This window comes from Streptomyces mashuensis (assembly GCF_014654785.1).
In the GTDB taxonomy this organism is placed as follows: Bacteria; Actinomycetota; Actinomycetes; order Streptomycetales; family Streptomycetaceae; genus Streptomyces; species Streptomyces mashuensis.
The window spans coordinates 387820-409210 of sequence record NZ_BNBD01000005.1; the positions used below are offsets into that span (position 1 = coordinate 387820).

The 21391-nt window shown below is 74.0% G+C and carries 18 protein-coding genes and 1 pseudogene; 13 read left to right on the forward strand and 6 right to left on the reverse strand.

The features are described 5' to 3' along the window. The first annotated feature begins 141 nt into the window (after window positions 1–141). Both IE305_RS16045 and IE305_RS16050 read left to right on the forward strand, forming a co-directional pair. Window positions 142–1725, forward strand: coding sequence for an acyl-CoA mutase large subunit family protein (locus IE305_RS16045; protein ID WP_190130237.1), 1584 nt, complete (start codon window positions 142–144; stop codon window positions 1723–1725). A gap of 40 nt (window positions 1726–1765) precedes the next feature. After that, the gene (locus tag IE305_RS16050; protein ID WP_190130238.1) at window positions 1766–1984 is read left to right on the forward strand and encodes a hypothetical protein; all 219 of its coding nucleotides are present in this window, start codon (window positions 1766–1768) and stop codon (window positions 1982–1984) included. A 22-nt stretch (window positions 1985–2006) separates the two neighbouring features. On the opposite strand, the gene IE305_RS16055 is transcribed toward IE305_RS16050, so the two are convergent. Further along, the gene (locus IE305_RS16055; RefSeq protein WP_190130239.1) at window positions 2007–3533 is read right to left on the reverse strand and encodes an alpha/beta hydrolase; all 1527 of its coding nucleotides are present in this window, start codon (window positions 3531–3533) and stop codon (window positions 2007–2009) included. A 159-nt stretch (window positions 3534–3692) separates the two neighbouring features. Here IE305_RS16055 and IE305_RS16060 point away from each other — a divergent pair, with 159 nt between their 5' ends. Then, complete coding sequence (locus IE305_RS16060; RefSeq protein ID WP_190130350.1) at window positions 3693–5126, forward strand: amidase; 1434 nt, start codon at window positions 3693–3695, stop codon at window positions 5124–5126. Between the two features lie 11 nt (window positions 5127–5137). Here the strand turns inward: IE305_RS16060 and IE305_RS16065 are convergent, their stop codons facing one another. Then, window positions 5138–5845 carry a FadR/GntR family transcriptional regulator gene (locus tag IE305_RS16065; RefSeq protein ID WP_190130240.1) on the reverse strand — a complete coding sequence of 236 codons (708 nt, stop codon included), beginning with the start codon at window positions 5843–5845 and terminating at the stop codon, window positions 5138–5140. Between the two features lie 152 nt (window positions 5846–5997). On the opposite strand from IE305_RS16065, the gene IE305_RS16070 reads away from it, so the two are divergent. The 3 genes from IE305_RS16070 (at window position 5998) to IE305_RS16080 (ending at window position 8452) form a co-directional block, all read left to right on the forward strand. Next, entirely contained in the window at window positions 5998–6507 is a 510-nt protein-coding gene (locus tag IE305_RS16070) for a gluconokinase (protein ID WP_190130241.1), read from the forward strand. A 74-nt stretch (window positions 6508–6581) separates the two neighbouring features. Further along, window positions 6582–7991, forward strand: coding sequence for a GntP family permease (locus IE305_RS16075; protein ID WP_190130242.1), 1410 nt, complete (start codon window positions 6582–6584; stop codon window positions 7989–7991). Window positions 7992–8056: 65 nt separating this feature from the next. Next, entirely contained in the window at window positions 8057–8452 is a 396-nt protein-coding gene (locus tag IE305_RS16080; protein ID WP_190130243.1) for a VOC family protein, read from the forward strand. Between the two features lie 20 nt (window positions 8453–8472). Here the strand turns inward: IE305_RS16080 and IE305_RS16085 are convergent, their stop codons facing one another. After that, entirely contained in the window at window positions 8473–10026 is a 1554-nt protein-coding gene (locus IE305_RS16085) for an FAD-dependent monooxygenase (RefSeq protein WP_190130244.1), read from the reverse strand. A gap of 69 nt (window positions 10027–10095) precedes the next feature. Between IE305_RS16085 and IE305_RS16090 the strand changes: the two genes are divergently transcribed. After that, window positions 10096–10749 (forward strand): TetR/AcrR family transcriptional regulator C-terminal domain-containing protein, encoded by a 654-nt coding sequence (locus tag IE305_RS16090; protein WP_190130245.1) that lies wholly within the window; start codon window positions 10096–10098, stop codon window positions 10747–10749. Window positions 10750–10791: 42 nt separating this feature from the next. Here the strand turns inward: IE305_RS16090 and IE305_RS16095 are convergent, their stop codons facing one another. Genes IE305_RS16095 through IE305_RS16105 form a run of 3 tightly spaced genes read right to left on the reverse strand, consistent with a single transcriptional unit; the run spans window position 10792 to window position 14353 of the window. Then, entirely contained in the window at window positions 10792–11907 is a 1116-nt protein-coding gene (locus IE305_RS16095; RefSeq protein ID WP_190130246.1) for an acyltransferase family protein, read from the reverse strand. After that, entirely contained in the window at window positions 11904–13286 is a 1383-nt protein-coding gene (locus IE305_RS16100; RefSeq protein WP_190130247.1) for a polysialyltransferase family glycosyltransferase, read from the reverse strand. The genes IE305_RS16095 and IE305_RS16100 overlap by 4 nt, the downstream gene beginning before the upstream one ends. Further along, window positions 13283–14353, reverse strand: a complete 1071-nt coding sequence (locus tag IE305_RS16105; RefSeq protein ID WP_190130248.1) for a glycosyltransferase family 2 protein — start codon at window positions 14351–14353, stop codon at window positions 13283–13285. The genes IE305_RS16100 and IE305_RS16105 overlap by 4 nt, the downstream gene beginning before the upstream one ends. Before the next feature lie 186 nt (window positions 14354–14539). Here IE305_RS16105 and IE305_RS16110 point away from each other — a divergent pair, with 186 nt between their 5' ends. The 6 genes and pseudogenes from IE305_RS16110 to IE305_RS16130 all read left to right on the forward strand — a co-directional run bounded on the left by IE305_RS16110 (window position 14540) and on the right by IE305_RS16130 (window position 21371). Next, on the forward strand, window positions 14540–15910 hold the full coding sequence (locus tag IE305_RS16110; protein WP_373311644.1) for a DUF6716 putative glycosyltransferase: 1371 nt from the start codon (window positions 14540–14542) through the stop codon (window positions 15908–15910). A 17-nt stretch (window positions 15911–15927) separates the two neighbouring features. Continuing rightward, window positions 15928–16296 (forward strand): annotated as a pseudogene (locus IE305_RS33040) (cytidylyltransferase domain-containing protein); the annotation flags it as partial. Between the two features lie 354 nt (window positions 16297–16650). Next, window positions 16651–17559, forward strand: a complete 909-nt coding sequence (locus tag IE305_RS33045) for an N-acetylneuraminate synthase family protein (protein WP_229891055.1) — start codon at window positions 16651–16653, stop codon at window positions 17557–17559. Between the two features lie 16 nt (window positions 17560–17575). Beyond that, complete coding sequence (locus tag IE305_RS16120) at window positions 17576–18754, forward strand: hypothetical protein (protein WP_190130250.1); 1179 nt, start codon at window positions 17576–17578, stop codon at window positions 18752–18754. A gap of 106 nt (window positions 18755–18860) precedes the next feature. Beyond that, on the forward strand, window positions 18861–20099 hold the full coding sequence (locus IE305_RS16125) for an amidohydrolase (protein ID WP_190130251.1): 1239 nt from the start codon (window positions 18861–18863) through the stop codon (window positions 20097–20099). A gap of 240 nt (window positions 20100–20339) precedes the next feature. Next, window positions 20340–21371 carry a BMP family lipoprotein gene (locus IE305_RS16130; RefSeq protein ID WP_190130252.1) on the forward strand — a complete coding sequence of 344 codons (1032 nt, stop codon included), beginning with the start codon at window positions 20340–20342 and terminating at the stop codon, window positions 21369–21371. Window positions 21372–21391 lie beyond the last annotated feature (20 nt).

Genomic DNA, 21391 nt, shown 5'->3' on the forward strand with positions numbered 1-21391 from the left:
CCCGGTCCTGCCCGCGCCCCTCCCGCGCCGTACGCGTGTGGGTCGCCGGGTCCCGCAGCTCCGGCCGCTACAGTCCAAGCGGGGCCCCCGAGCCTGCGACCGGGGCCCACCGCCGAGCGGAGAGCGGGAGGCGAGAGGCCCATGGCGCGATCGACCGAGTCCGGACTGCCGATCCGGCCTGTGTACGGCCCGGAGAACCTCGCCGGCTGGGACCCCGCCGACCGGCTCGGCACGCCCGGCTCCTTCCCCTTCACCCGGGGCATCCACCCCACCATGTACACGGGCCGGCCCTGGACCATGCGGCAGTACGCCGGCTTCGGCACGGCCGCCGAGTCCAACGCCCGCTACCGGCAGCTCATCGAGCACGGCGGGCACGGCCTGTCCGTCGCCTTCGACCTGCCCACCCAGATGGGCCACGACTCCGACGCGCCCCTGGCGAGCGGCGAGGTGGGCAAGGTCGGCGTGGCGGTCGACTCGGTCGAGGACATGCGCGAGCTCTTCGCCGGCATCCCGCTCGGCGAGGTCTCCACCTCCATGACCATCAACGCCCCGGCGGCCGTGCTGCTCCTGCTCTACCAGCTGGTGGCCGAGGAACAGGGCGTGCCCGGCGACCGGCTGACGGGCACCGTCCAGAACGACGTGCTCAAGGAGTACATCGCGCGGGGCACCTACATCTTCCCGCCCAAGCCGTCGCTGCGGCTGACCGCCGACATCTTCGCCTACTGCCGGACCGAGCTGCCGCGCTGGAACACCATCTCCGTCTCCGGCTACCACATGGCCGAGGCGGGGGCCTCGCCCGCGCAGGAAGTGGCCTTCACGCTGGCCGACGCCGTGGAGTACGTCCGGACGGCCGTCGCCGCGGGCATGGCCGTGGACGACTTCGCGCCGCGCATCTCCTTCTTCTTCGTCGCCCGTACGACGCTGCTGGAGGAGGTGGCCAAGTTCCGCGCGGCCCGACGTATCTGGGCGCGGATCATGCGGGACGAGTTCGGTGCGCACGACCCCAAGTCGCAGATGCTGCGCTTCCACACCCAGACGGCCGGGGTCCAGCTCACCGCGCAGCAGCCCGAGGTGAACCTGGCGCGCGTCACCGTGCAGGCCCTGGCGGCCGTGCTCGGCGGTACCCAGTCGCTCCATACCAACTCCTTCGACGAGGCCCTCGCCCTGCCCAGCGACAAGGCGGCCCGGCTCGCCCTGCGCACCCAGCAGGTGCTCGCGTACGAGACGGATGTGCCCGCGACGGTCGACCCGTTCGCGGGGTCGTACGTGGTCGAGTCCCTGACCGACGAGCTGGAGTTCGCCGCCCTGGAACTGATGGACGAGGTGGAGGGGCGCGGCGGTGCCGTCGCCGCGATCGAGCAGGGCTTCCAGAAGGCCGAGATCGAACGCAACGCGTACCGCGTCGCCCAGGAGACCGAACGTGGCGAACGCGTCGTGGTCGGCGTCAACCGCTTCCGGCTCGACGAGGAGGAGCACTACGAGCCCCTGCGCGTCGACCCCGCCATCGAGACCCGGCAGCGCGAACGGCTCGCCCGGCTGCGCGCCGAACGGGACGGCACGGCGGTCGCGGCGGCCCTGGACGTGCTCCGCGACGCCGCCCGCGACCCCTCGCGGAACGTCCTCCCACCGTTGAAGGAGGCGTTGCGCGCGCGGGCCACGGTGGGCGAGGTCTGCGGCGCGCTGCGGGACGTGTGGGGCAGTCACACGCCGGCCGAGGCCCTCTGAGCGTGCCCGGGGCGCCGCCGGGTGGGGGACACTGGTGGGTATGTCCTCACCCCGCCGTGCTTGTCCCGTCTGCGCCCGCGAGATCGCCGTCGTCGGCGGTCGCTACGCCCGCCACGACCCGCCGGGCCGGCGGCCCGCCTTCTCCTTCGAGCTCGTCTCCTGCCCCGGGTCCCGCCGCTCGGCGCCGCTGCTGGCGACCGAGCCGCGGCTGTTCGACCCGGAGGAGCCGGAGATGGAGGGACAGCAACAGCTCTTCTGAAGCCGTCCGGCCTCGTCCGGCGTCAGCGGCAGAGGGTGTCCCCGTCCGGGCGTATGCCGTCCTTCAGGAAGGCGGTGGCGAGCCGGTCGGCGCACTCGCGCGCAGGGCCGTCGGTGTCCCGCGAGGCGAGGTAGGCGCCGTGGCCACCGGCGTCGACGGAGACCATGCGGGCCCGGTCGCCGAGGGCCTCGCGCATCTTCAGGGCGCCGCGGTGGGGCGTGGCGGGGTCGCGGAGGTTCTGCACCATGAGGACGTTCGACGGGCCCTGCGGTGTGATGCGGACGGGCTTGTCGGCCGGCCCGTCGGGCCAGAAGGCGCAGGCCTCCACGTTGACCGGCATGCCCGCGGTGAGCGGGTGGGCGCGCCGGTCCTCGGCGACGGCGCGGGCGTAGGACGGCAGGGAGCGGGGCCAGCGGACGTCGTTGCAGACGACGCCGAGGAACACGGCCGCGTCCGAGTCCGGCAGGTACACCGGGTCGTAGGGGACGGGGGTGTCACCGGCGTCCCGGGCGGTGACGACGAGCCGGGCGACGTCGGCGAACGCCGCGTCGCTGTAGAGCGACTGCAGCAGCGCCTCCCGCAGCCGGTTGCCGGTGAGCCGCGGCCGGCCCGCGGCGTCCTGCTCGGGCGCCTGGTCGAGCTTGCGCGCCACGGCGAGGACGACGCCGCGCACGTCTTCGGGGCGTTCGGCGATGCGGTGCCGGCGGTCGCGGGCCGGGTCGGCGGCCCAGCGGGCGAAGTCGGGGAAGCGGTCGTCGGCCCCGCCGGCCATGTTCGCCAGCCAGCCGCGCCCGACGCGGGACGGGTCGGGGTCGCCGGTGCTGTCGAGCAGCACCCGGTCGGTGCGGCCGGGGTGGGTCTGGGCGTAGGACGCCGTCACGTACGTCCCGTACGAGGTGCCCCACAGGGACAGCTTCTTCTCGCCCAGGGCCTGACGGATGCTGTCGATGTCGCGGACCTCGTTGGCGGTGCTGAGGGAGCGGAGCATCGCGCCGCCGTTGCGGGTGCAGGCGTCGGCGATGCGCCGGGCCCGGGTGGCGTTGGCGTCGATGCTGCCGTCGGCGGCCGGCCAGGCCCGCAGGTGCGTCAGTTCCAGGTCGTCCTTCTCCAGGCCGCAGCCGGCGTGGGTGCTGCCGCCGACGCCGCGCGGGTCGAGGCTGACCAGGTCGTAGGCGCCGCCGGTGGCCGCCTGCAGCTGCGCGCCCCTGCGCGCCAGCCTTTCCCGGCCCGAGCCGCCGGGCCCGCCGGGCACGACCATCAGCGTTCCCCGTCGCGCCTCCGGCCGGTCGCTGCGCAGCCGTGACACGGCGATGGTGACCTGCGGGCCATCCGGTGCGCGGTAGTCGAGAGGTAACGACAGGTCGGCGCACTCGGTGCCGGCCGTGCCGCCCAGATCCGCCGGGCAGGGTTTCCAGGAGAGGGAGCTGCCCGCGGGCCCGGCGGGGGCGGCCGTCGCGGCCGTGGCCGTGGGCACGGTGAGGACGGAGGCGGTCACGACGGCCGCGGACGAGAGAGCCAGCGTGAGCGCGGTGCGCTGCGTGAGGTTCATGCGCCCAAGTCTTGCCGCCGGGAAGCGCGTTGCCATCGGGGATGTCCCCGGTTGTGTCCCCTACGGGTCCAGCGCGGTTCCCGACCGCCCGTAGCGGGCAACTACTGTGCCGTCAAGGTGTGTTCGGGTGGTGAGGGGAGGGAATCGGTGACCGGTTCCATGAGCGGGCTGCCGAGCGCCGCGGCGGCCGGTGGCGTGTGGGAGGGGCTGGGCGAGCAGGCCGGGGCGCTGGCCCGGGGCGAGGTGTCGTCGAGGGAACTCGTCGAGCGGTCCCTGCGGCGCATCGAGGCGACCCGGCACACCCTCAATGCCTTCCGCGTCGTGCGGGCCGAGGCGGCGCTGCGCGAGGCCGACGAGGCCGACCGGCGGCTGGCCGCGGGGGAGCGGGCCGCGCTGCTCGGCGTGCCGGTGGCGGTGAAGGACGACATGGACGTGGCGGGGGAACCGACCGCGTTCGGCTGCCCCGGCCGCTTCCCGGCGAAGAAGGCCGACAGCGAGGCGGTGCGCCGATTACGGGCCGCCGGCGCCGTCGTCGTCGGCAAGACCAACACGCCGGAGCTGGGCCAGTGGCCCGTCACCCACGGCACCGCCTTCGGCGTCACCCGCAACCCGTGGAGCCTGGAGCACTCGCCCGGCGGTTCCTCCGGCGGGTCGGCAGCGGCCGTCGCCGCCGGGCTCGTGCCGGCCGCGCTCGGCTCGGACGGCGCCGGCTCCATCCGCATCCCCGCCGCCTGGACCCACCTCGTGGGCATCAAGCCGCAGCGCGGCCGCATCTCCACCTGGCCCGAGCGCGAGGCGTTCCGCGGCATCACCTGTCACGGCCCCCTCGCCCGTACCGTCGCCGACGCCGCGCTCCTGCTCCAGGCCGCCAGTGGCTCGCACGACGGCGACCTGCACCGGCCGCCCGCCGTCGACGTCGTCGCCGCGGCCGGGCACGGGCCCAGACGGCGGCTGCGGATCGTGCTGGCGCTGCGGCCGGCCTTCGCCGCCGTGCGGCACTGGCTGCACCCCGCCGTGCGCGCCGCCACCCTCGGCATCGCCGAACGGCTGGAGGCGCTGGGCCACGAAGTGGTGGAGGAGAACCCGCGCTACGGGCCCATCGGGCTCACCTTCGTGCCCCGGTCGATGGCCGGTGTGCGCGACTGGACGGCCCGCGTGCCCGACCGGGCGCTCCTCGACGCCCGGACGCACGCCAACGCGCGCGGCGGAATGCTGCTCGGCGGGGGAGTGCTGAGGGTCGCGCGCGCCGCCGAAGCGCCCCTGCGGCGCCGGCTCAGCGAGCTGTTCTGGCGGTTCGACGCCGTCCTGACGCCGACCACGGCCGTACCACCGCTGCGCACCGGCGAGCTGGACGGGCTGAGCGCCCGCGACACCAACGCCCGTATGACCGCGGCCTGTCCTTACGCGTGGCCGTGGAACGTCCTGGGCTGGCCGGCCCTCAGCGTGCCGTCGGGGTTCACCGACGACGGGCTGCCGCTCGGCGCCCAGCTGCTCGGGCCGTCCAACAGCGAGCCGTTGCTCCTCTCCCTCGCCGCCCAGCTGGAGGAGGACCGGCGCTGGTACGAACGGTGGCCCGCCGGCCGGCCCCGCTGAGGGGCCGTGGGCTACGGCGCCAGGACGTCCAGTTCGGCCATCGCCCCGGTCACGATCTCGCGCGTCAGCGACTCCGCCCGCTCCGCGTCCCGTTCCCGCACCGCCTCCGCCACCCTTACGTGCAGCGTCACCGCCGCCGGGTCGGGGTCGGCGAACATGACGCCGTGCTGCGTCCGGCCCGTCAGCACGCCCGCCACCACGTCGCCGAGCCTCGCGAACATCTCGTTGCCGGAGGCGCGCAGGATCACGCGGTGGAACGCGACGTCGTGCACCAGGTACTCGGCCAGCTGCCGGCCGCGCGAGGTGGCGACCATGCCGAGCGCGTGCGAGGTCAGCTCGGCGCACTGCTCCGGCGTGGCCAGCCGCGCGGCCAGGCCGGCCGCCACCGGCTCGACCGCCGAGCGCAGCACGGTCAGGGACCGCAGCTGGCGGGGCCGGTCCGGGCCGGCCAGGCGCCAGCGGATGACGCGGGGGTCGTAGACGTTCCACTCCTCGGCGGGCAGCACGGTCACGCCCACGCGCCGCCGGGAGGCGACCAGGTGCATGGACTCCAGGACCCGTATGACCTCGCGGACGACCGTACGGCTCACCGCGTAGCGCTGCTCCAGCTCGTCGGTGCGCAGCACGCTGCCCGGCGGGTAGTCGCCCGCCGTGATCGCGGGCCCGAGGGCGTCCAGCACGCGCGCGTGCTGCCCCTGTCCGCCCTGCTCCTTGTCCATGGGATCAGCCTACGGTCCCGCCCCACCGGCAATTAAGTATGACGTTTTAATCACGAGGCTTGAATACGTCGTACATGTTGCGTTTCAGTGAACGACGCAGACGCAGACGCAGCAGCACCGCACCACCCCCGGTCCAGGACAGCGAGGTACCCATGACCGCCGCCCACCCTCCCGTCGTCGTGGTCATGGGCGTCGCCGGTACGGGCAAGAGCACCGTCGGCCCGCTGGTGGCCGGCGCCCTGGGCGTCCCCTACGCCGAGGGTGACGACTTCCACCCCGCGGCCAACATCGCCAAGATGTCCGCCGGCACCCCCCTCGACGACGCCGACCGCGCCCCCTGGCTCGACGCCGTCGGGCAGTGGGCCGCCGCGCGGGCCGGGCGGGGCGGCGTCGTCAGCTGCTCGGCGCTCAAGCGCGCCTACCGCGACCGGCTGCGCGCCGTCGCGCCGCAGCTGTTCTTCCTGCACCTCGCCGGCGACCGGGACCTCATCGCCCACCGCATGGCCGCACGCACCGGTCACTTCATGACCGCCCGCATGCTGGACTCCCAGTTCGCCGCCCTCGAACCCCTGGAGGACGACGAGACGGGCCTGCGCGTCGACGTCACCGCCGGGCCGGAGGCCGTCGCCGCACAGGCGGTCGCGGCCCTGCGCGCCCTTTAAGTGCCGCCCTCCCTTTAAGGGACGCCCTCCCGTAAGGGGCGCACCCCCCTTTGATCCCCTCCCCTAGGAGCCCCGTGAGCATTCTCAGCGTCGAGATGCCGGCCGCGGCCCCCACCGGAACGATCGCACCGATCACCTCGGCGGGCCACGCACAGCTGGGCATAGCCGTCCTCGTCGGCATCGCCGTCATCGTCCTCCTCATCACCCGCCTCAAGCTGCACGCCTTCCTCTCCCTCACCATCGGCACCCTCGTCCTCGGGGCCGTCGCGGGCGCCCCGCTCGACAAGGTCATCGCGTCGTTCACCGCCGGCCTCGGCAGCACGGTCGCCGGCGTCGGTGTGCTCATCGCGCTCGGCTCGGTCCTCGGCCGGCTGCTGGCCGACTCCGGCGGCGCCGACCAGATCGTCGACACGATCCTGGCGCGGGCCGGCACCCGCTCCATGCCGTGGGCGATGGTGCTCATCGCCGGCGTCATCGGGCTGCCGCTCTTCTTCGAGGTGGGGATCGTGCTGCTGATCCCCGTCGTCCTGCTCGTGGCCCGGCGCGGCGGCCACGCCCTGATGCGCATCGGCATCCCCGCCCTCGCCGGCCTCTCCGTCATGCACGGCCTCGTGCCGCCGCACCCCGGGCCGCTCGCCGCGATCGACGCCATCGGCGCCGACCTCGGCCTCACCCTCGCCTTCGGCGTGCTGGTCGCCGTCCCCACCGCGATCGTCGCCGGCCCCCTCTTCTCCCGGTACGCCGCCCGCTGGGTGGACGTCACCCCACCGGAGAAGCTCGCCCTGGAGACGACGGACGGCGAACGGCCCGAGCGCCGCCCCGGTTTCGGCGCCACCGTCGCCACGGTGCTGCTGCCCGTCGTCCTCATGCTGGCCAAGGCGCTCACCGACGTCGTCGTCGACGACCCGCACAGCCACGTGCAGCGCGTCGCCGACGTCGTCGGCTCGCCGCTCGTCGCGCTCCTCGCGGCCGTCCTCACCGCGCTGTTCACCCTCGGCCGGCCCGCCGGCATCGGCCGCGACCGGATCTCCGGCACGGTGGAGAAGGCCCTCGCGCCCATCGCCGGCATCCTGCTGATCGTCGGCGCCGGCGGGGGCTTCAAGCAGACGCTCGTCGACGCCGGCGTCGGCCGGATGATCCTCGACGTCTCCGAGGACTGGTCCGTCCCCGCCCTGCTGCTCGGCTGGCTCATCGCCGTCGGCATCCGGCTCGCCACCGGCTCGGCCACCGTCGCCACCATCTCCGCCGCCGGGCTCGTCGCCCCGCTGGCCGCCGACATGAGCAGCGCCCACGCCGCACTGCTCGTGCTGGCCGTGGGCGCGGGCTCGCTGTTCTTCTCGCACGTCAACGACGCCGGGTTCTGGATGGTGAAGGAGTACTTCGGGATGAGCGTGGGGCAGACGGTGAAGACGTGGTCCCTGATGGAGACCGTCATCTCCGTCGTCGGCCTGGGCTGCGTGCTCCTGCTGTCGCTGGTGGTGTAGAGCCCGGCCCGGAGGGGGGCTCGGTCACATAGGCTGAGCCCCCGTCCGCACTGCCTGGGGGAGCAATGACCAGTAGGTTCACCGAGTTGGTTGTCGACTGCCACGATCCGGAGCGGCTCGCGGCCTTCTGGTGCGCGGTCCTGGACTTCAAGGTGATCGACCGGAGCGAGGGCAAGGTCGAGATCGGTTCCTGGGAGCCGACCGTCGAGGAGGTCCGGGCCCGCCAGATGCCGCCCACCCTGCTCTTCATCAAGGTGCCCGAGGGCAAGACCGTGAAGAACCGGCTCCACCTGGACGTCAGCCCGATCGACGGCAGCACCGCCGACGAGGTGGCCAGGCTGGTCGCCCTCGGCGCCACAAAGGCGGACGTGGGCCGGGAGCCCGGCCAGAGCTGGGTGGTGATGGCCGACCCCGAGGGCAACGAGTTCGACGTCGTGCGCACCCTGGCCCCGTCCCCTTAGACGATCAGTCACCTAGGGGGTCACGCGGCCGCCCCGGCCGCCCCCAGCCACTCCCGCGCGTACGCCGTCACGTCCGCCACGTCGTCCGTCGCCAGCGCCACGTACCCGTCCGGGCGTACCAGGAAGTACCCCGACCCGTACGCGGACTTCACCACGCCCTCCGCGTCGCGCAGGCCGGCCTCCGGGCCGTTCCCCACCCGGCACGTCCGCAGCCACGGCGCCTCCGGCAGGGCGGCAGCCGCCCCCGTCACGTCCAGCAGCGTGAAGTGCGGGCCCCGGAAGACGTCGAAGAGCCGTACGGGAGCCCCCGAAGGGTCGGTGCACGGCGCGTCGGGGGCGCGGTCGCCCGCCCGCAGCGCCCCTTCCGGGACCGCGCGCCGCAGCTCGCGGCTGAGGGCGCTCCCGGGGTAGCCCAGCTTCAGCTGGTGGGTGTCCTCCCCGCGCGTGGACATCCCCGCCTCGCGCTCGCTCAGGTCCGCGCGCAGCACCTTCGCGCTGAGCGCCAGCACGTCGGCCGCCACGCGCCGGCGCTCGGCGTCGTACGAGTCGAGCAGCGCCTCCGGCGCGCCCCGCAGCAGCGCGGCCAGCTTCCAGCCGAGGTTGTACGCGTCCTGCACGCTGGTGTTGAGGCCCTGGCCGCCGGTGGGCGGGTGCACGTGCGCGGCGTCGCCCGCTAGCAGGACGCGGCCCTCGCGGAACCGGTCCGCCATCGCCGACCGCAGCCGGAACACCGACGCCCACCGGACCTCCCGCACGGTGAGGTCCAGCTGCGTGCGCTCGCAGATCAGGCGCGTCAGCGCCTCCGGAGTGGTGTCCCGGCCCTCGACGGGTTCGTCCCCCGTTCCCCGGAAGCCCGTGACGACCTGGACGGCGTCGGTGCCCTCCAGCGGCCGCAGGCCGACCAGCGCCCCCTGCATGTTCGACCACATGTGCCAGTGCTCACGGTCCAGCAGCGGCCGGTCCGGGCCGTCCAGCAGCACGTCGGCCACCAGGCTGTGGCCGTCCATGAGCGTCTCGCCGGTGAACGGCACGCCCAGCTCCTTGCGGATGGAGCTGCGGCCGCCGTCCGCCGCGACCAGCCAGCCGGCGCGCACGGTCTCCGGCGCGCCCCCGGGCCCGGTCAGGGTGGCGGTGACACCGTCCGCGTCCTGCGTGAATCCGGTCAGCTCGGTGCCGAAGTCGATCCGCCCGCCCAGCTCCTCCAGGCGTGCGCAGAGCAGCTCCACCGTGCGCCACTGCGGCAGCATCCGCGCGTCGCGGTACGGCACGGTGGGGGAGTCGGCGGCGGGCATGGAGAGCTGCCACGTGCCCATGCGCTGCCGGCCCTCCCACTTCTGCATCAGCGGGATGACCACGCTGTCGCGCAGTACGGCGTCGATCACGCCGAGGTCGTCGAAGAGCTCGAGGGTGCGGGGCTGGAGGCCCGTACCGCGCGAGCCGGGGAAGCCGCGCTCGGAGCGCTCGACGATGCGGTGGCGCACGCCCCGGCGGGCGAGCTCGATGGCGAGGACGAGGCCGGTCGGCCCGGCCCCGGCGATGAGGACCTCGGTCTCGTATGTGGTGTCCTGCTGCATCGGAAACCCCCCTTAACGTTGTTAAGTTCCGTTCCCCCACAGTGAACTGAACAGCGTTAAGCTGTCAAGGTGGCTTCTCGCATCGACCGCGCCAAAGTGACCGACACCGCACTGCGCCTCCTCAACGAGGGCGGCCTCGACGGGCTCACGCTCCGCCGCATCGCCCAGGAACTCGACGTGCGCGCACCCGCGCTGTACTGGCACTTCGCCAACAAGCAGGAGCTGCTGGACGACATGGCGACCGAGATGATGCGGCGCATGCTGGAGCCGCTGGCCGCCATCCCCGAGGACGCGGGCTGGGAGGAGCACCTGACGGAGGCCGCCCGCGTCCTGCGCCGCGCGCTGCTCGGCTACCGCGACGGCGGCAAGGCGTTCAGCGGCACGCGGTTCACGGAGAACTGGTTCGCCATCCCGCTGGAACGGTTCCTGAAGGTGTGGACGGAGCAGACGGGCTCGGGCGTGCGCCGCGGCGCACGCGCCTGGTACACGGCGCACGTCTTCACGATGGGCTACGTCATCGAGGAGCAGTCGGTGTACCCGGAGCCGGGCAAACCCCGCGACCCGCAGTACGACCTGGACGACCGCGCCCGCACGATGGAGGGCTACCCGATGGCCAGCGAGGCGGGCTGGGAGTTCTTCGAGGACCTGGACCGGGGCTACGAGGAGGGCCTGGCCGCCCTCGTCGCCGGTCTGGCCGCGACGGCGGCGGTCCCCGGCCCGTAAGGCCCCCGGCCCGTAAGGCGGGCCCCTACGGGCCGGGCGCCCTCAGCGGTCCAGCGCCCGCCGCAGCACCGGCGTGACCCGCCGCTCCACCACCACATGCAGCGTCCAGGCCAGCAGCAGCATCACCCCGATGGTGAGGGCGAACGTCACGGACGAGGGGATGCCCAGCCCCCGGTGGAGCGCGCCGATCGCGACCCACCCCAGGTGTTCGTGCACCAGGTAGAAGGGGTACGTCAGCGCGCCCGCGAACGGCAGCCAGCGCCACCGCGCCCACCGCAGCCGGCCCACCGCCACCAGCGCCACCACCGCGAAGCCGGCCGCGAGCACGGCGATGATCACGACGGGGTGGCGGTACGAGAAGTACTGCGGGCCCGGCGGGTGGGCCAGGCCCGCCACCGCGTAGTGCTGGCCCAGCAGGAAGCCGACCGCCACGACGCCCCAGCTCAGCGCGTCATGGCCGAAGCGGTGCACCAGGTACAGGCCGATCCCGCCGATGAAGAACGCCGAGTGCTCGGGCATCACCACCACCCGCAGGAACTCCACGTGCGACGCGGTCGTGATCACCGTCATCAGCGACCACACGGCGCAGAAGAGCACGACACGGTGGCGGGTGGCGCCGGGGAGCACGACGAACAGCGCGAAGAGCGCGTAGAAGCGCACCTCGGCCCAGAGCGTCCAGCACACGCCGAGCACGCGCTCCGCGCCCGCCGGCTGCTGGAGCATCGTCAGGTTCACCAGCGTGTCGCTCGCGGAGACCGTCCTGTACGTCACCCAGGGCAGCGCGAACACCAGCGTGACCAGCGCGATCGCCGCCCAGTACGCGGGGTAGAGGCGGGCGGCGCGGGAGGCGAAGAAGGAGCGGGCGGAGCGGCCCCAGCCGCTCATGCAGATGACGAAGCCGCTGATGACGAAGAAGATCTGCACCCCGAGGCAGCCGTAGGCGAACGCCTCCGACAGGTGCGGGAACTCGTGGCGCGGCGAGGCGCCCCAGGCGCGGCTGACGTCGCCGTCGCGGCCCCCGTAATGGTAGAGCGCGACCATGAGTGCGGCGACGAGCCGCAACCCGTCCAGGGCGACGAGCCGCCCGTGCCGCCCCTTACGGGACTCCCTGCCGGGGGCGGGTTGCCGCGGCAGGACGACCGGGTCGGTGACGGTCACGACGCCACCCCCAGACCGGCGCGCACCCGCCGGTAGGCGGCACGGGCCCGGCGGGCCGCCCGCCGCACCGCGGGGTGGCGTGGCAGGCGGGCCAGGGGCGCGGGAACGGGCGCGCCCGGCAGGCCCAGCGCGGCGAGCCGGCGCCGCTTGAACCAGCGGCGCGTCCGGGCGGCGTCCGGGTGCGCGGCCAGGTGCCGCTCGGCGGCGGCCCGCAGGTCGGGCCGCACCTGCGGCTGCATCGTGTACCCGACGGCGGCCAGCAGCCCCGCCACATCGGGGACGGGGCCGGGGTCCGGTGGCGGACCGTCGCCCTCCAGCCGGGGCAGCAGTGCGTCGGTGAGGGTGACGGGCACACGGTTGCTGTTCTCGTACGGGGTGAGCCGCTCCAGCAGCAGATCCGTGCCGCAGGCCGCGACCGGCAGCCCGTAGAGCGCACGGGCGGTGAACAGGGCGGTGGAGAAGCAGGCCACGACCAGCGCCGGCCGCGCCCGCGCGAACAGCGTCTCGGCCGGTACGGGCGCGTCGGCGACGGTCAGCCGGGCGCCGAGCCGGTCCGCCTCGTCCGCCAGCAGCCGGCGGAAGCGGGCGGGCGCCGAGGGGTGCGGCTTGAACACCACCTCGCGGTGGCCGCGCGCCACCGCGCCGCGCAGCATCCGCGCGTACAGCGCTTCCTCCTCCGCGGGCGTGAGGATGTCCAGCGCCGACAGGTACTGGCCGAGCAGCAGGGCGGTGCCCTCGGGGACGGGCGGCAGGGCGGTGGCCGCCGCGTCGGCCACCTCGCCGAACACCTTGGTCAGCACGTCGGCGGGCACGGTACGGGCGGGCACGCCGAACTCGCCGAGCAGCAGCGGCCGCAGCCCGGGTACGAGGTCGGGGTGGAGCAGCTGCGTCACGCGGGTGCCGACCAGCGGGTCGAGTTTCGTGCGGGTGGGGCCGTAGCTCATCAGGCCGTCGGCGTAGGCGTGCAGCGGGGCGTCGGCGAAGATCCGTGCCACCGCGGAGGCGGGGCTGACCTGCAAGGACTCCAGCACGACCGTGATCTCGTCCGGCGCCTCGGCCGTGCCGAGGCCCCACAGCAGCCGCAGGTGGCGCTCCCACAGGGGGGCGTCGTCGGGGCGGGGCGACCAGCCGGAGGGGTGGAAGGGGCGGATGGTGTCGTTCCACGACAGCACCCCGTCGAAGCGGGCCCGCAGCGCCTCGAAGCCGGGCGCCTCGTCCAGGGCGGGCGTCGTCTCCGGCACGGCCGCGGTGTTGGCGACGACCAGCAGTCGCCGGTCGGCGGCCGGCAGCAGCCCGGCGTCGAGGGCGGCGGCCAGGGTCACGGCGCCGTAGAACGTGGAGGCGAGCAGCAGCTGTGTACGGCGGCGGACGGTCGTCATCGGGCGGCCACCCCCGCCGGAGCGGCCGGGGCGGGGCGTGCGGCCGGGTGCCGGGCCGGGCGGGGGAACCGGCGGCGCAGGGCACGCAGCCGGGCGGCGCGGTCGGCGTCCATGGAATTCAGCGCGTCCTCCACGAGCGGCCGCGGAAGACGCCGCAAGGCGTCCGCGCTCATCGACCGGAGCATTTTCGCGACCGCCGGTTCGAATCTTTTCCCGCCTTCCGCATGCGCATCCCCCTTTCCGCCCTGCGCATGGGAAAGATGGTGCGCAATGATGGCGCAATACGTGCGGACGGCTTTCGGCAGAAATGCGGCCGCATCACGGTCGGCGGCCGTTTCCTCGATCACCTGGTCGAACGCGCGGAGGAAATCCAGCTGCCGGATGTCACCGATCTGCGTGAGCGACGTGGCGACACCGCGCCGGTAGAAAACGCCGAGCAGGCCGACGGCGGCGAAGGATTCCGCCTCGCGGTGCAGCCGCCAGATCCACGGCCGGTCCTCGGCGGTGCGCAGCCCGGGCCGGAAGTGCAGCAGCCCGCGGTCGAGGAGCCGGCGGTGGTAGACGCCCGCCCAGGCGTACGCGTAGTCGACGGAGGTCGGCCGGCCGGCCGGCAGGATCGCCGCGCGCGGGTCGAGCGCCACGCCGCGCGGGCCCACGGGCGCGCGCTGCACGGTCCGGACACGGCCGGTGCACTGCACGTGGTCGGTGCGGACGAAGTCCACGCCCAGCGCCTCGGCGGCCGCCACCAGCCGGGCCAGGTGCCCGGGGGCGAGCCAGTCGTCGCCGTCGAGGAATGTGACGAACGTGCCGCGGGCCGCGTCCAGGCCGGTGTTGCGGGCGGTGGCCAGGCCCTGGTTCGCGTCGTGCCGGAGCACCCGCACGCTGCCGGGCAGGTCCTGCGCCTCCCGCTCGGCCCGCGCGAGGACCTCGGGCGTGCCGTCCGTCGACGCGTCGTCGACGAGCAGGAATTCGAAATCCTCGCGTGCGTTCGCCCGGAGGGAGCGCAGCGCGTCCGGCGCGTACGGCTCCACATTGAAGAAGGGCACGATGACCGAGAGTGTGACCACGGAAGGACGGTAGGCCGATCGCCGGCATTCGGTCCGACAGCGGACGGAAGACGGGGTGAACGGCGCACGGCGAATCGATGAACCGCCTGCTCCGGAAGGGCGGTTCGCCGTGCGTCGACGCGCTGTTCACTGCTTGTTGAAGTGCCGTTGGGCGGCCAACCGGAATCCATTCCTATCGTCATCTCCGTGCCCTCTCCTGCCGATTCCCCGGCCGCCCCGGCTTTCCCGGACGCCCCGCCGTCCGCATGGCGCGTCGCCGTGCTCGCGGATTCGGACACCCGGTGGAAATGGGGGGCGACCTGCGCCCGCCGGCTGGCCCCCGGGGCCCGCGTCGACGGCTTCCTGCTGCGCGGCCGCGCCACCCCCACGGCCCGCCAGCTCGCCGAGGCCGGCGTACGGGCCGAGGCCCTGCGCGAGGTCACCGGCCCCGGCTTCGCGGCGGCCGCCGGCCGCGACCGGTACGACGTGGTGGTGCTCGCCTGCGTCGGCGGCGGCGTGCAGGCCATGCTGCACGCCCTGGCCCACGCCTGGGCGGGCGCCCCGCTGCGGCCCGTCGTCGTCACCGGCTACGTCGGCGTCGTCTACGAGAAGCTCGCCGACGGGCTGCTGCTCCGGCACGGCGCCGACGTCCTCCTCGCCAACTCGCCCCACGACGTGGAGCGCTTCCGCGCCGTCCTGGAGGGCGCCGGAGCGGATGCGGGCGGGGTGACGCCGTGCGCGTTGCCGTTCCTCGACGGCGACGGGTACGGCGGGGCGCCGCCACCCGCCGAAGGCCGCCCGTACACCGTCGTGTTCGCCACGCAGCCGTCGGTCCCGGCGGGCCGGGAGGAGCGGCTCTACCTGCTGGAACGAGCCGCCGCCCATGCCCGGCGGCACCCGGGCCGGCAGGTCGTCGTCAAGCTCCGCAGCCGGCCCGGCGAGCACACCACGCACATCGAGGAACTCCCGTACCAGAAGCTCGCCGCCCGCATCCCCGGTGGACTGCCCGCCAACTGCCGCCTCGCGTACGGGAACATGGGCGAGCTGCTGGACCGCACCGACCTGCTCGTCACCGTCAGCTCCACCGCCGCCCTGGAGGCCCTGCACCGCGGCATCCCCACGGCCGTCCTCACCGACCTCGGCATCCGCGAGGCCCTCGGCAACCACCACTTCCTCGGCTCCGGCTGCCTCGCCTCCTGGGACCAGCTCGACGCCGGGCACCGGCCGCAGCCGGACCCCGGGTGGACGGCCCGGCAGGGCGTCACCAGGCGCGCCGCCCGGGGCGCGTTCGACGTCGCGCGCATCCGTCTCGCCGCGCTCGTCGGGACCCGTACGGGGCTGCCACCGCTCGCCCCCTACTACACCGCCGCCACCGCCCCCGGGTACCTGCCCGGCATCCTCGCCCGGTACGGCTTCGACCCCCAGGGGCGGCCCCTTCCGGGGCGCGCGGCCCCCGCGGAGGAAGGCAGTGCGCTGCGGCGCGCCGCGCGCGGGGCCCTGCGCGACGCCGCGCGCGGCGTGTACCGGCACGCGGTGCAGCGCGTCGCACCCGCGGTGCGCCGGCTGGGGGAGCTGTGAGCGGGCGCCGGACCCCCGTGGTCCTCGCCGTCGTCCCCGCCCGGGGCGGCTCCAAGGGCGTCCCCGGCAAGAACGTCGCCCCCGTGGGGGGCGTGCCGCTGGTGGCCCGCGCCGTACGGGCCTGCCGGGCGGCCGGCCGCGTCACGGATGTGGTGGTGAGCACGGATGATCCGGGCGTGGCTGCGGTGGCCCGGGCCGCCGGGGCCGTGGTGGTGGACCGGCCGGCCGCGCTCGCCGGTGACGCTGCGCGCAGTGAAGGGGCGGTGTTGCATGCGCTCGACGTGTACGAGGGGCAGACCGGGGCCCGCGTCGACACGGTGCTGCTGGTGCAGTGCACGAGCCCGTTCCTGACCGCCGACGAGGTCGACGGCGTCGCCGCCGCCGTTGCCGGGGGCGGGGCGGATTGCGCGCTGACCGTGGCGCCGTTCCACGGGTTCGTGTGGCGGGACGGGGAGGCGGCGGCCGGCGTCAACCACGACCCCGCCCACCGCCCCCGGCGCCAGGACCGCACCCCCGAGTTCCTCGAGACCGGCGCCGCCTACGCCATGCGGGCCGAGGGATTCCGTACGGCCCGGCACCGGTTCTTCGGGCGGATCGCCCTCGTGGCCACCGATCCCGCCCGCGTGCTGGAGATCGACGACCCGCACGACCTCGACCGGGCCCGTCTCCTCGCCCCCCTCCTCGACGTCCCCGTACCCCCGCCCCTGTCCCTGTCCCCTCCCGTGAAGGAACCGCCTCGTATGAGCCTCCGTACCCGTCTCCTCGGGGACCGGCCCGTCGGTCCCGGGCACCCCGTCTTCGTCACCGGCGAGATCGGCATCAACCACAACGGCGACCTCGGCACGGCCCTCGCGCTGATCGACGCCGCCGCCGACGCCGGCTGCGACGCCGTGAAGTTCCAGAAGCGCACCCCCGAGGTGTGCACCCCGCGTGACCAGTGGGACGTGGAACGCGACACGCCGTGGGGCCGGATGACGTACATCGACTACCGGCACCGCGTCGAGTTCGGCGAGGACGAGTACCGGGCGATCGACGCGCACTGCCGCGAGCGCGGCATCGCCTGGTTCGCCTCGCCCTGGGACGTCGAGTCCGTGGCCTTCCTGGAGAAGTTCGCCCCGCCCGCGCACAAGGTCGCCTCCGCCTGCCTCACCGACGACGAGCTGTTGCGCGCCCTGCGCGCGACCGGCCGCACCGTCGTGCTGTCCACCGGCATGTCGACGCCCCGGCAGATCCGGCACGCCGTCGAGGTCCTCGGCAGCGGGAACGTCGTGCTCTGCCACGCCACCTCCACCTACCCGGCCCGCGCCGCCGAGCTCAACCTGCGCGTCATCGGCACCCTGATGGCCGAGTACCCCAACGTCCCCATCGGCTACTCCGGCCACGAGACCGGTCTCCAGACCACCCTCGCCGCCGTCGCCCTCGGCGCGTCCTTCGTCGAGCGCCACATCACCCTCGACCGCGCCATGTGGGGCTCCGACCAGGCCGCTTCCGTCGAACCGGGCGGCCTCCAGCGCCTCGTCCGCGACATCCGCGTGGTCGAGGAGGCCCTCGGGGACGGGGTGAAGCGGGTGTACGACAGCGAGCTCGCCCCCATGCGCAAACTGCGCCGCGTCCCCGGCACCGGCGACCGCGAAGCCGTCGCGGTCTGACGGCCCCGGACGCCCGGTGACCACGACCACAGCACCCGCCGCCGCCACCGCCCCCGTCCTCGCCTTCGTCGAGAGCCCGGTGCAACTGCTCAACGTCCTCGAATGGGCCCACCGCACCGCGCACCCCGCCCCGCCGCGCCCCCACGCGCTGCGCCCGTTGTGCGACGGCGTGCCCCGTCAGCCGGCGCAGCGCGACCTCACCCCGCTCGCCGGCGACCTCCTCGTCGTCGTCCTCGCGCCCCGCGACCCCATGACGCGCGGTCAGCTCCGCCGGATGGCCGAACTGGCCCGCGACCTGGGACACCGGGTGCGCTGGGAGGAGGCGCGGGGCGGGCCCGGCGCGCCGCTCGCCACCGTGCGCGGCCTCGCGGGGCCGCTGCGCGCGGCCGCACGGCTGGTCGTGGGCGATCCCTTCTCCCGCTACGTGCAGCTGCTGCTCGCCCTGGTCAGGACGCGTGACGTGGTCGTGGTCGACGACGGCACGGCCACCCTGGAGTACGCCGCCCAACTGGCGCGGGGCGAGCGCCTCGTGCGCTGGCACCGCAGCGGCGGCGGCCGGGGGGCGCGCGAGCTGGCCTTCGCGCCGTTCGCCGCGGCGGCGCGGCGCAAGCTGGGTCCGGGGCGCCACCGGAGGGTGGAGCTGTTCACCGCGATGCCCGTGCAGCCCCCACCCGGGGTGACGGTCACGGCCAACGACTTCGCGTGGACCCGGTCCACGTACGGCCCGCCCCGCCTCACCCGTGGCACCGACCTCGTGGGCACCTCGCTCGTGGAGACCGGCGTGGTCGACGCCGGACGCTACCTCGCCGCCGTCGCCGCGCTGGCCCGCGCCCACGGCGCCACCCGCTACTTCGCCCACCGCCGCGAGGACACCGACAAGCTGCGCCGGATATCCACCGGCCTCGGCCTGGAGGTCGTCCGGCCCGAGCTGCCGCTGGAGCTGGTGGCCCGGCGCGGCCCCATCGGGCGCACCGTCCTCAGCTTCCCCTCCACCGTCGTGCACACCCTGCCGCTGGCCCTGGCCGGCACCGGCGTGTCCGTCGCCGTCTGCGACATCGACCCCGCCTGGCTCACCGAACACGCCTCGCCCCGCGCGCACGGCTTCCTCTCCGGCGTCACGGCAGCCGCACGCGCCGCACACAGGATGCCCCGCCCCTCCGTTCCGGCGCCCCGGACCGGCGAAGCTACGCCGTAAATACGGGTCATACCCCTCGGCACACCCATCCATGCGGCTGAACTTTTCTTGATTGAGGGACAGTTGCCCCATTCGGGGCTCTAATCTACGCAGGGTGAATCACCTGATGCCCTGCGAAGCCGACCCCGCAACCGCCGACGGCGCCCTGCCCGGCCTGGTCCCGCCCGGGCTGCGGAGCGAACTCGTCGCGTTCCGCCGGGACTTGCACATGCACCCGGAGCTTGGCAACCGCGAGTTCCGGACCACCGCGGCGGTCCGGGCGAGGCTGGAGAAGGCCGGGCTCAGACCACGCACCCTGGCCGGCGGCACGGGGCTGATCTGTGACATCGGCCGGGACGGGGCCTCGTACGCCTCCGCCGGCCGCCCGGTCCTGGCCCTGCGCGCCGATCTGGACGCACTGCCCATCCCGGACACCAAGACCGTTCCCTACCGTTCCACCGTCCCCAAGATGGCCCACGCCTGCGGCCACGACGTGCACACCACCGTCGTGCTGGGCGCCGGGCTGGTGCTGGCCGGGCTGGCCGAGGAGGGGCTGCTGCCCAACCCCGTGCGGCTCGTCTTCCAGCCCGCCGAGGAGGTGCTGCCCGGCGGCGCCCTCGACACCATCGCGAACGGCGCGCTGGAGGGCGCCGGCCGCATCCTGGCCGTGCACTGCGACCCGAAGGTGGAAGTCGGCCGGATCGGGCTGCGCGCGGGGGCCATCACCTCCGCCTGCGACCGGCTGGAAGTCGCCCTCACCGGCAACGGCGGCCACACCGCCCGCCCCCACCTCACCACCGATCTGGTCACCGCCGCCGCCCGGGTGGCCGTCGACGTGCCCGCCACGCTCGCCCGGAGGGTCGACGCCCGTTCGGGGCTCTCCGTCACCTGGGGCCGGCTGGAGACCGGGCACGCCTGCAACGTCATCCCGCAGCGCGCCGAGGTCGCCGGCACGGTCCGCTGCCTGGACCTGCGCACCTGGCGGGAGGCGCCCGACCTGGTGCACGCCGCGGTCGACGAGGTCGCCACCCTGCACCGCGCGAAGTCGGAGATCACCTACGTCCGTGGCGTCCCGCCGGTGGTCAACGACACCGAGACCACCGCCCTGCTGCGCAGCGCCATGACGGCCCGGCGCGGCCGGTACGCGGTGGAGGACACCGAGCAGAGCCTGGGCGGCGAGGACTTCTCCTGGTACCTGGAGCACGTGCCCGGCGCGATGGCCCGGCTGGGCGTCCGCCCGGTGGGCGACACCACCCCCCGTGACCTGCACTGCGGCGACTTCGACGTGGACGAGGGCGCCATCGAGGTGGGCGTCGAGCTGTTCACGGCGGCGGCGCTGCTCGACGGCGGGGCCCGGATGCCGTAGAAGCTCGCGCAGACCCCTTGTAGACCCGTACGAAATTGGGTAAGGGCCGTTCCCGGCTTGTGCCCCTGGCGCGGCCCATTCCACCGGATCGGATACCGGTCAAACCCGTCAAGACCGGATCAAGCCTGGTTCGCGACGAATCGATAACGGCTTACAGCTACCCCTTTTATCTGCATCTACGCGCGTTACGATCCCCCGTGAACCAGCGCCAATGGAGGCGCTTCGAGTGAAGGGGCCCTCGTGCGCCGGGTATCCAAGATCACTGCTGCGGGCGTTGCCACCGCGGCTCTCGCATTCACCCTTTCCGCCTGCGGCGAGTCCTCCACCGAGTCCGGTGGCGGCAAGTCCAAGGGCATCGGTCTTGCCTACGACGTCGGCGGCCGTGACGACCACTCCTTCAACGAGTCCGCCGCCCGCGGCATGGACCGTGCCCAGAAGGAGCTGGGGATCTCCGGCCGCGACATGACGGCGAAGAACGGCGAGACCGAGGCGGACCGCGAGCAGCGGCTGAACTCCCTGGCCGAGGCGGGCTACAACCCGGTCATCGGCGTGGGCTTCAACTACTCGAAGTCGATCGAGAAGGTCGCCAAGGACTTCCCGAACACCACCTTCGCCGTGGTGGACTCGGTTGCCCCGGGCAAGAACATCGACAGCATCACCTTCGGTGAGCACGAGGGCTCCTACCTGGCCGGCGTCGCCGCCGCGCTGAAGTCCAAGAACCACAAGGTCGGCTTCATCGGTGGCGTGAACAACGCCCTGATCCAGAAGTTCCAGGCCGGTTTCGAGCAGGGCGCCAAGGAGACCGACCCGAACGTCGAGGTCACCTCGGAGTACCTGTACGCGAACAACGACAAGGGCTTCAACGACCCCGCGGCCGCCAAGGAGAAGGCCAAGGGCATGCTCGACCGCGGCATCGACGTGATCTACACGGCGGCCGGCCTCTCCGGCAACGGCTCCATCGAGGCCATCGCGGGCCAGAAGGACGCCTGGGCGATCGGCGTCGACTCGGACCAGTACCAGCAGCCGGGCCTGGCCAAGTACAAGGACCACATCCTCACCTCCGTGGTGAAGAACGTGGACGTGGCGGTCTTCGAGCTCGCCAAGAGCGTCAAGGACGGCAAGCCGCTGACGGGCAACCACCAGTACCTGCTCAAGGACGGCGGCGTCTCGCTGTCCACCTCGGGCGGCTTCATCGACGACATCAAGGACAAGATCGAGGCCGCGAAGCAGAAGGTCGTGAGCGGTCAGGTCAAGGTCAAGACCGCCCCGTGACGCCGGGCCGGCAGCGGCCG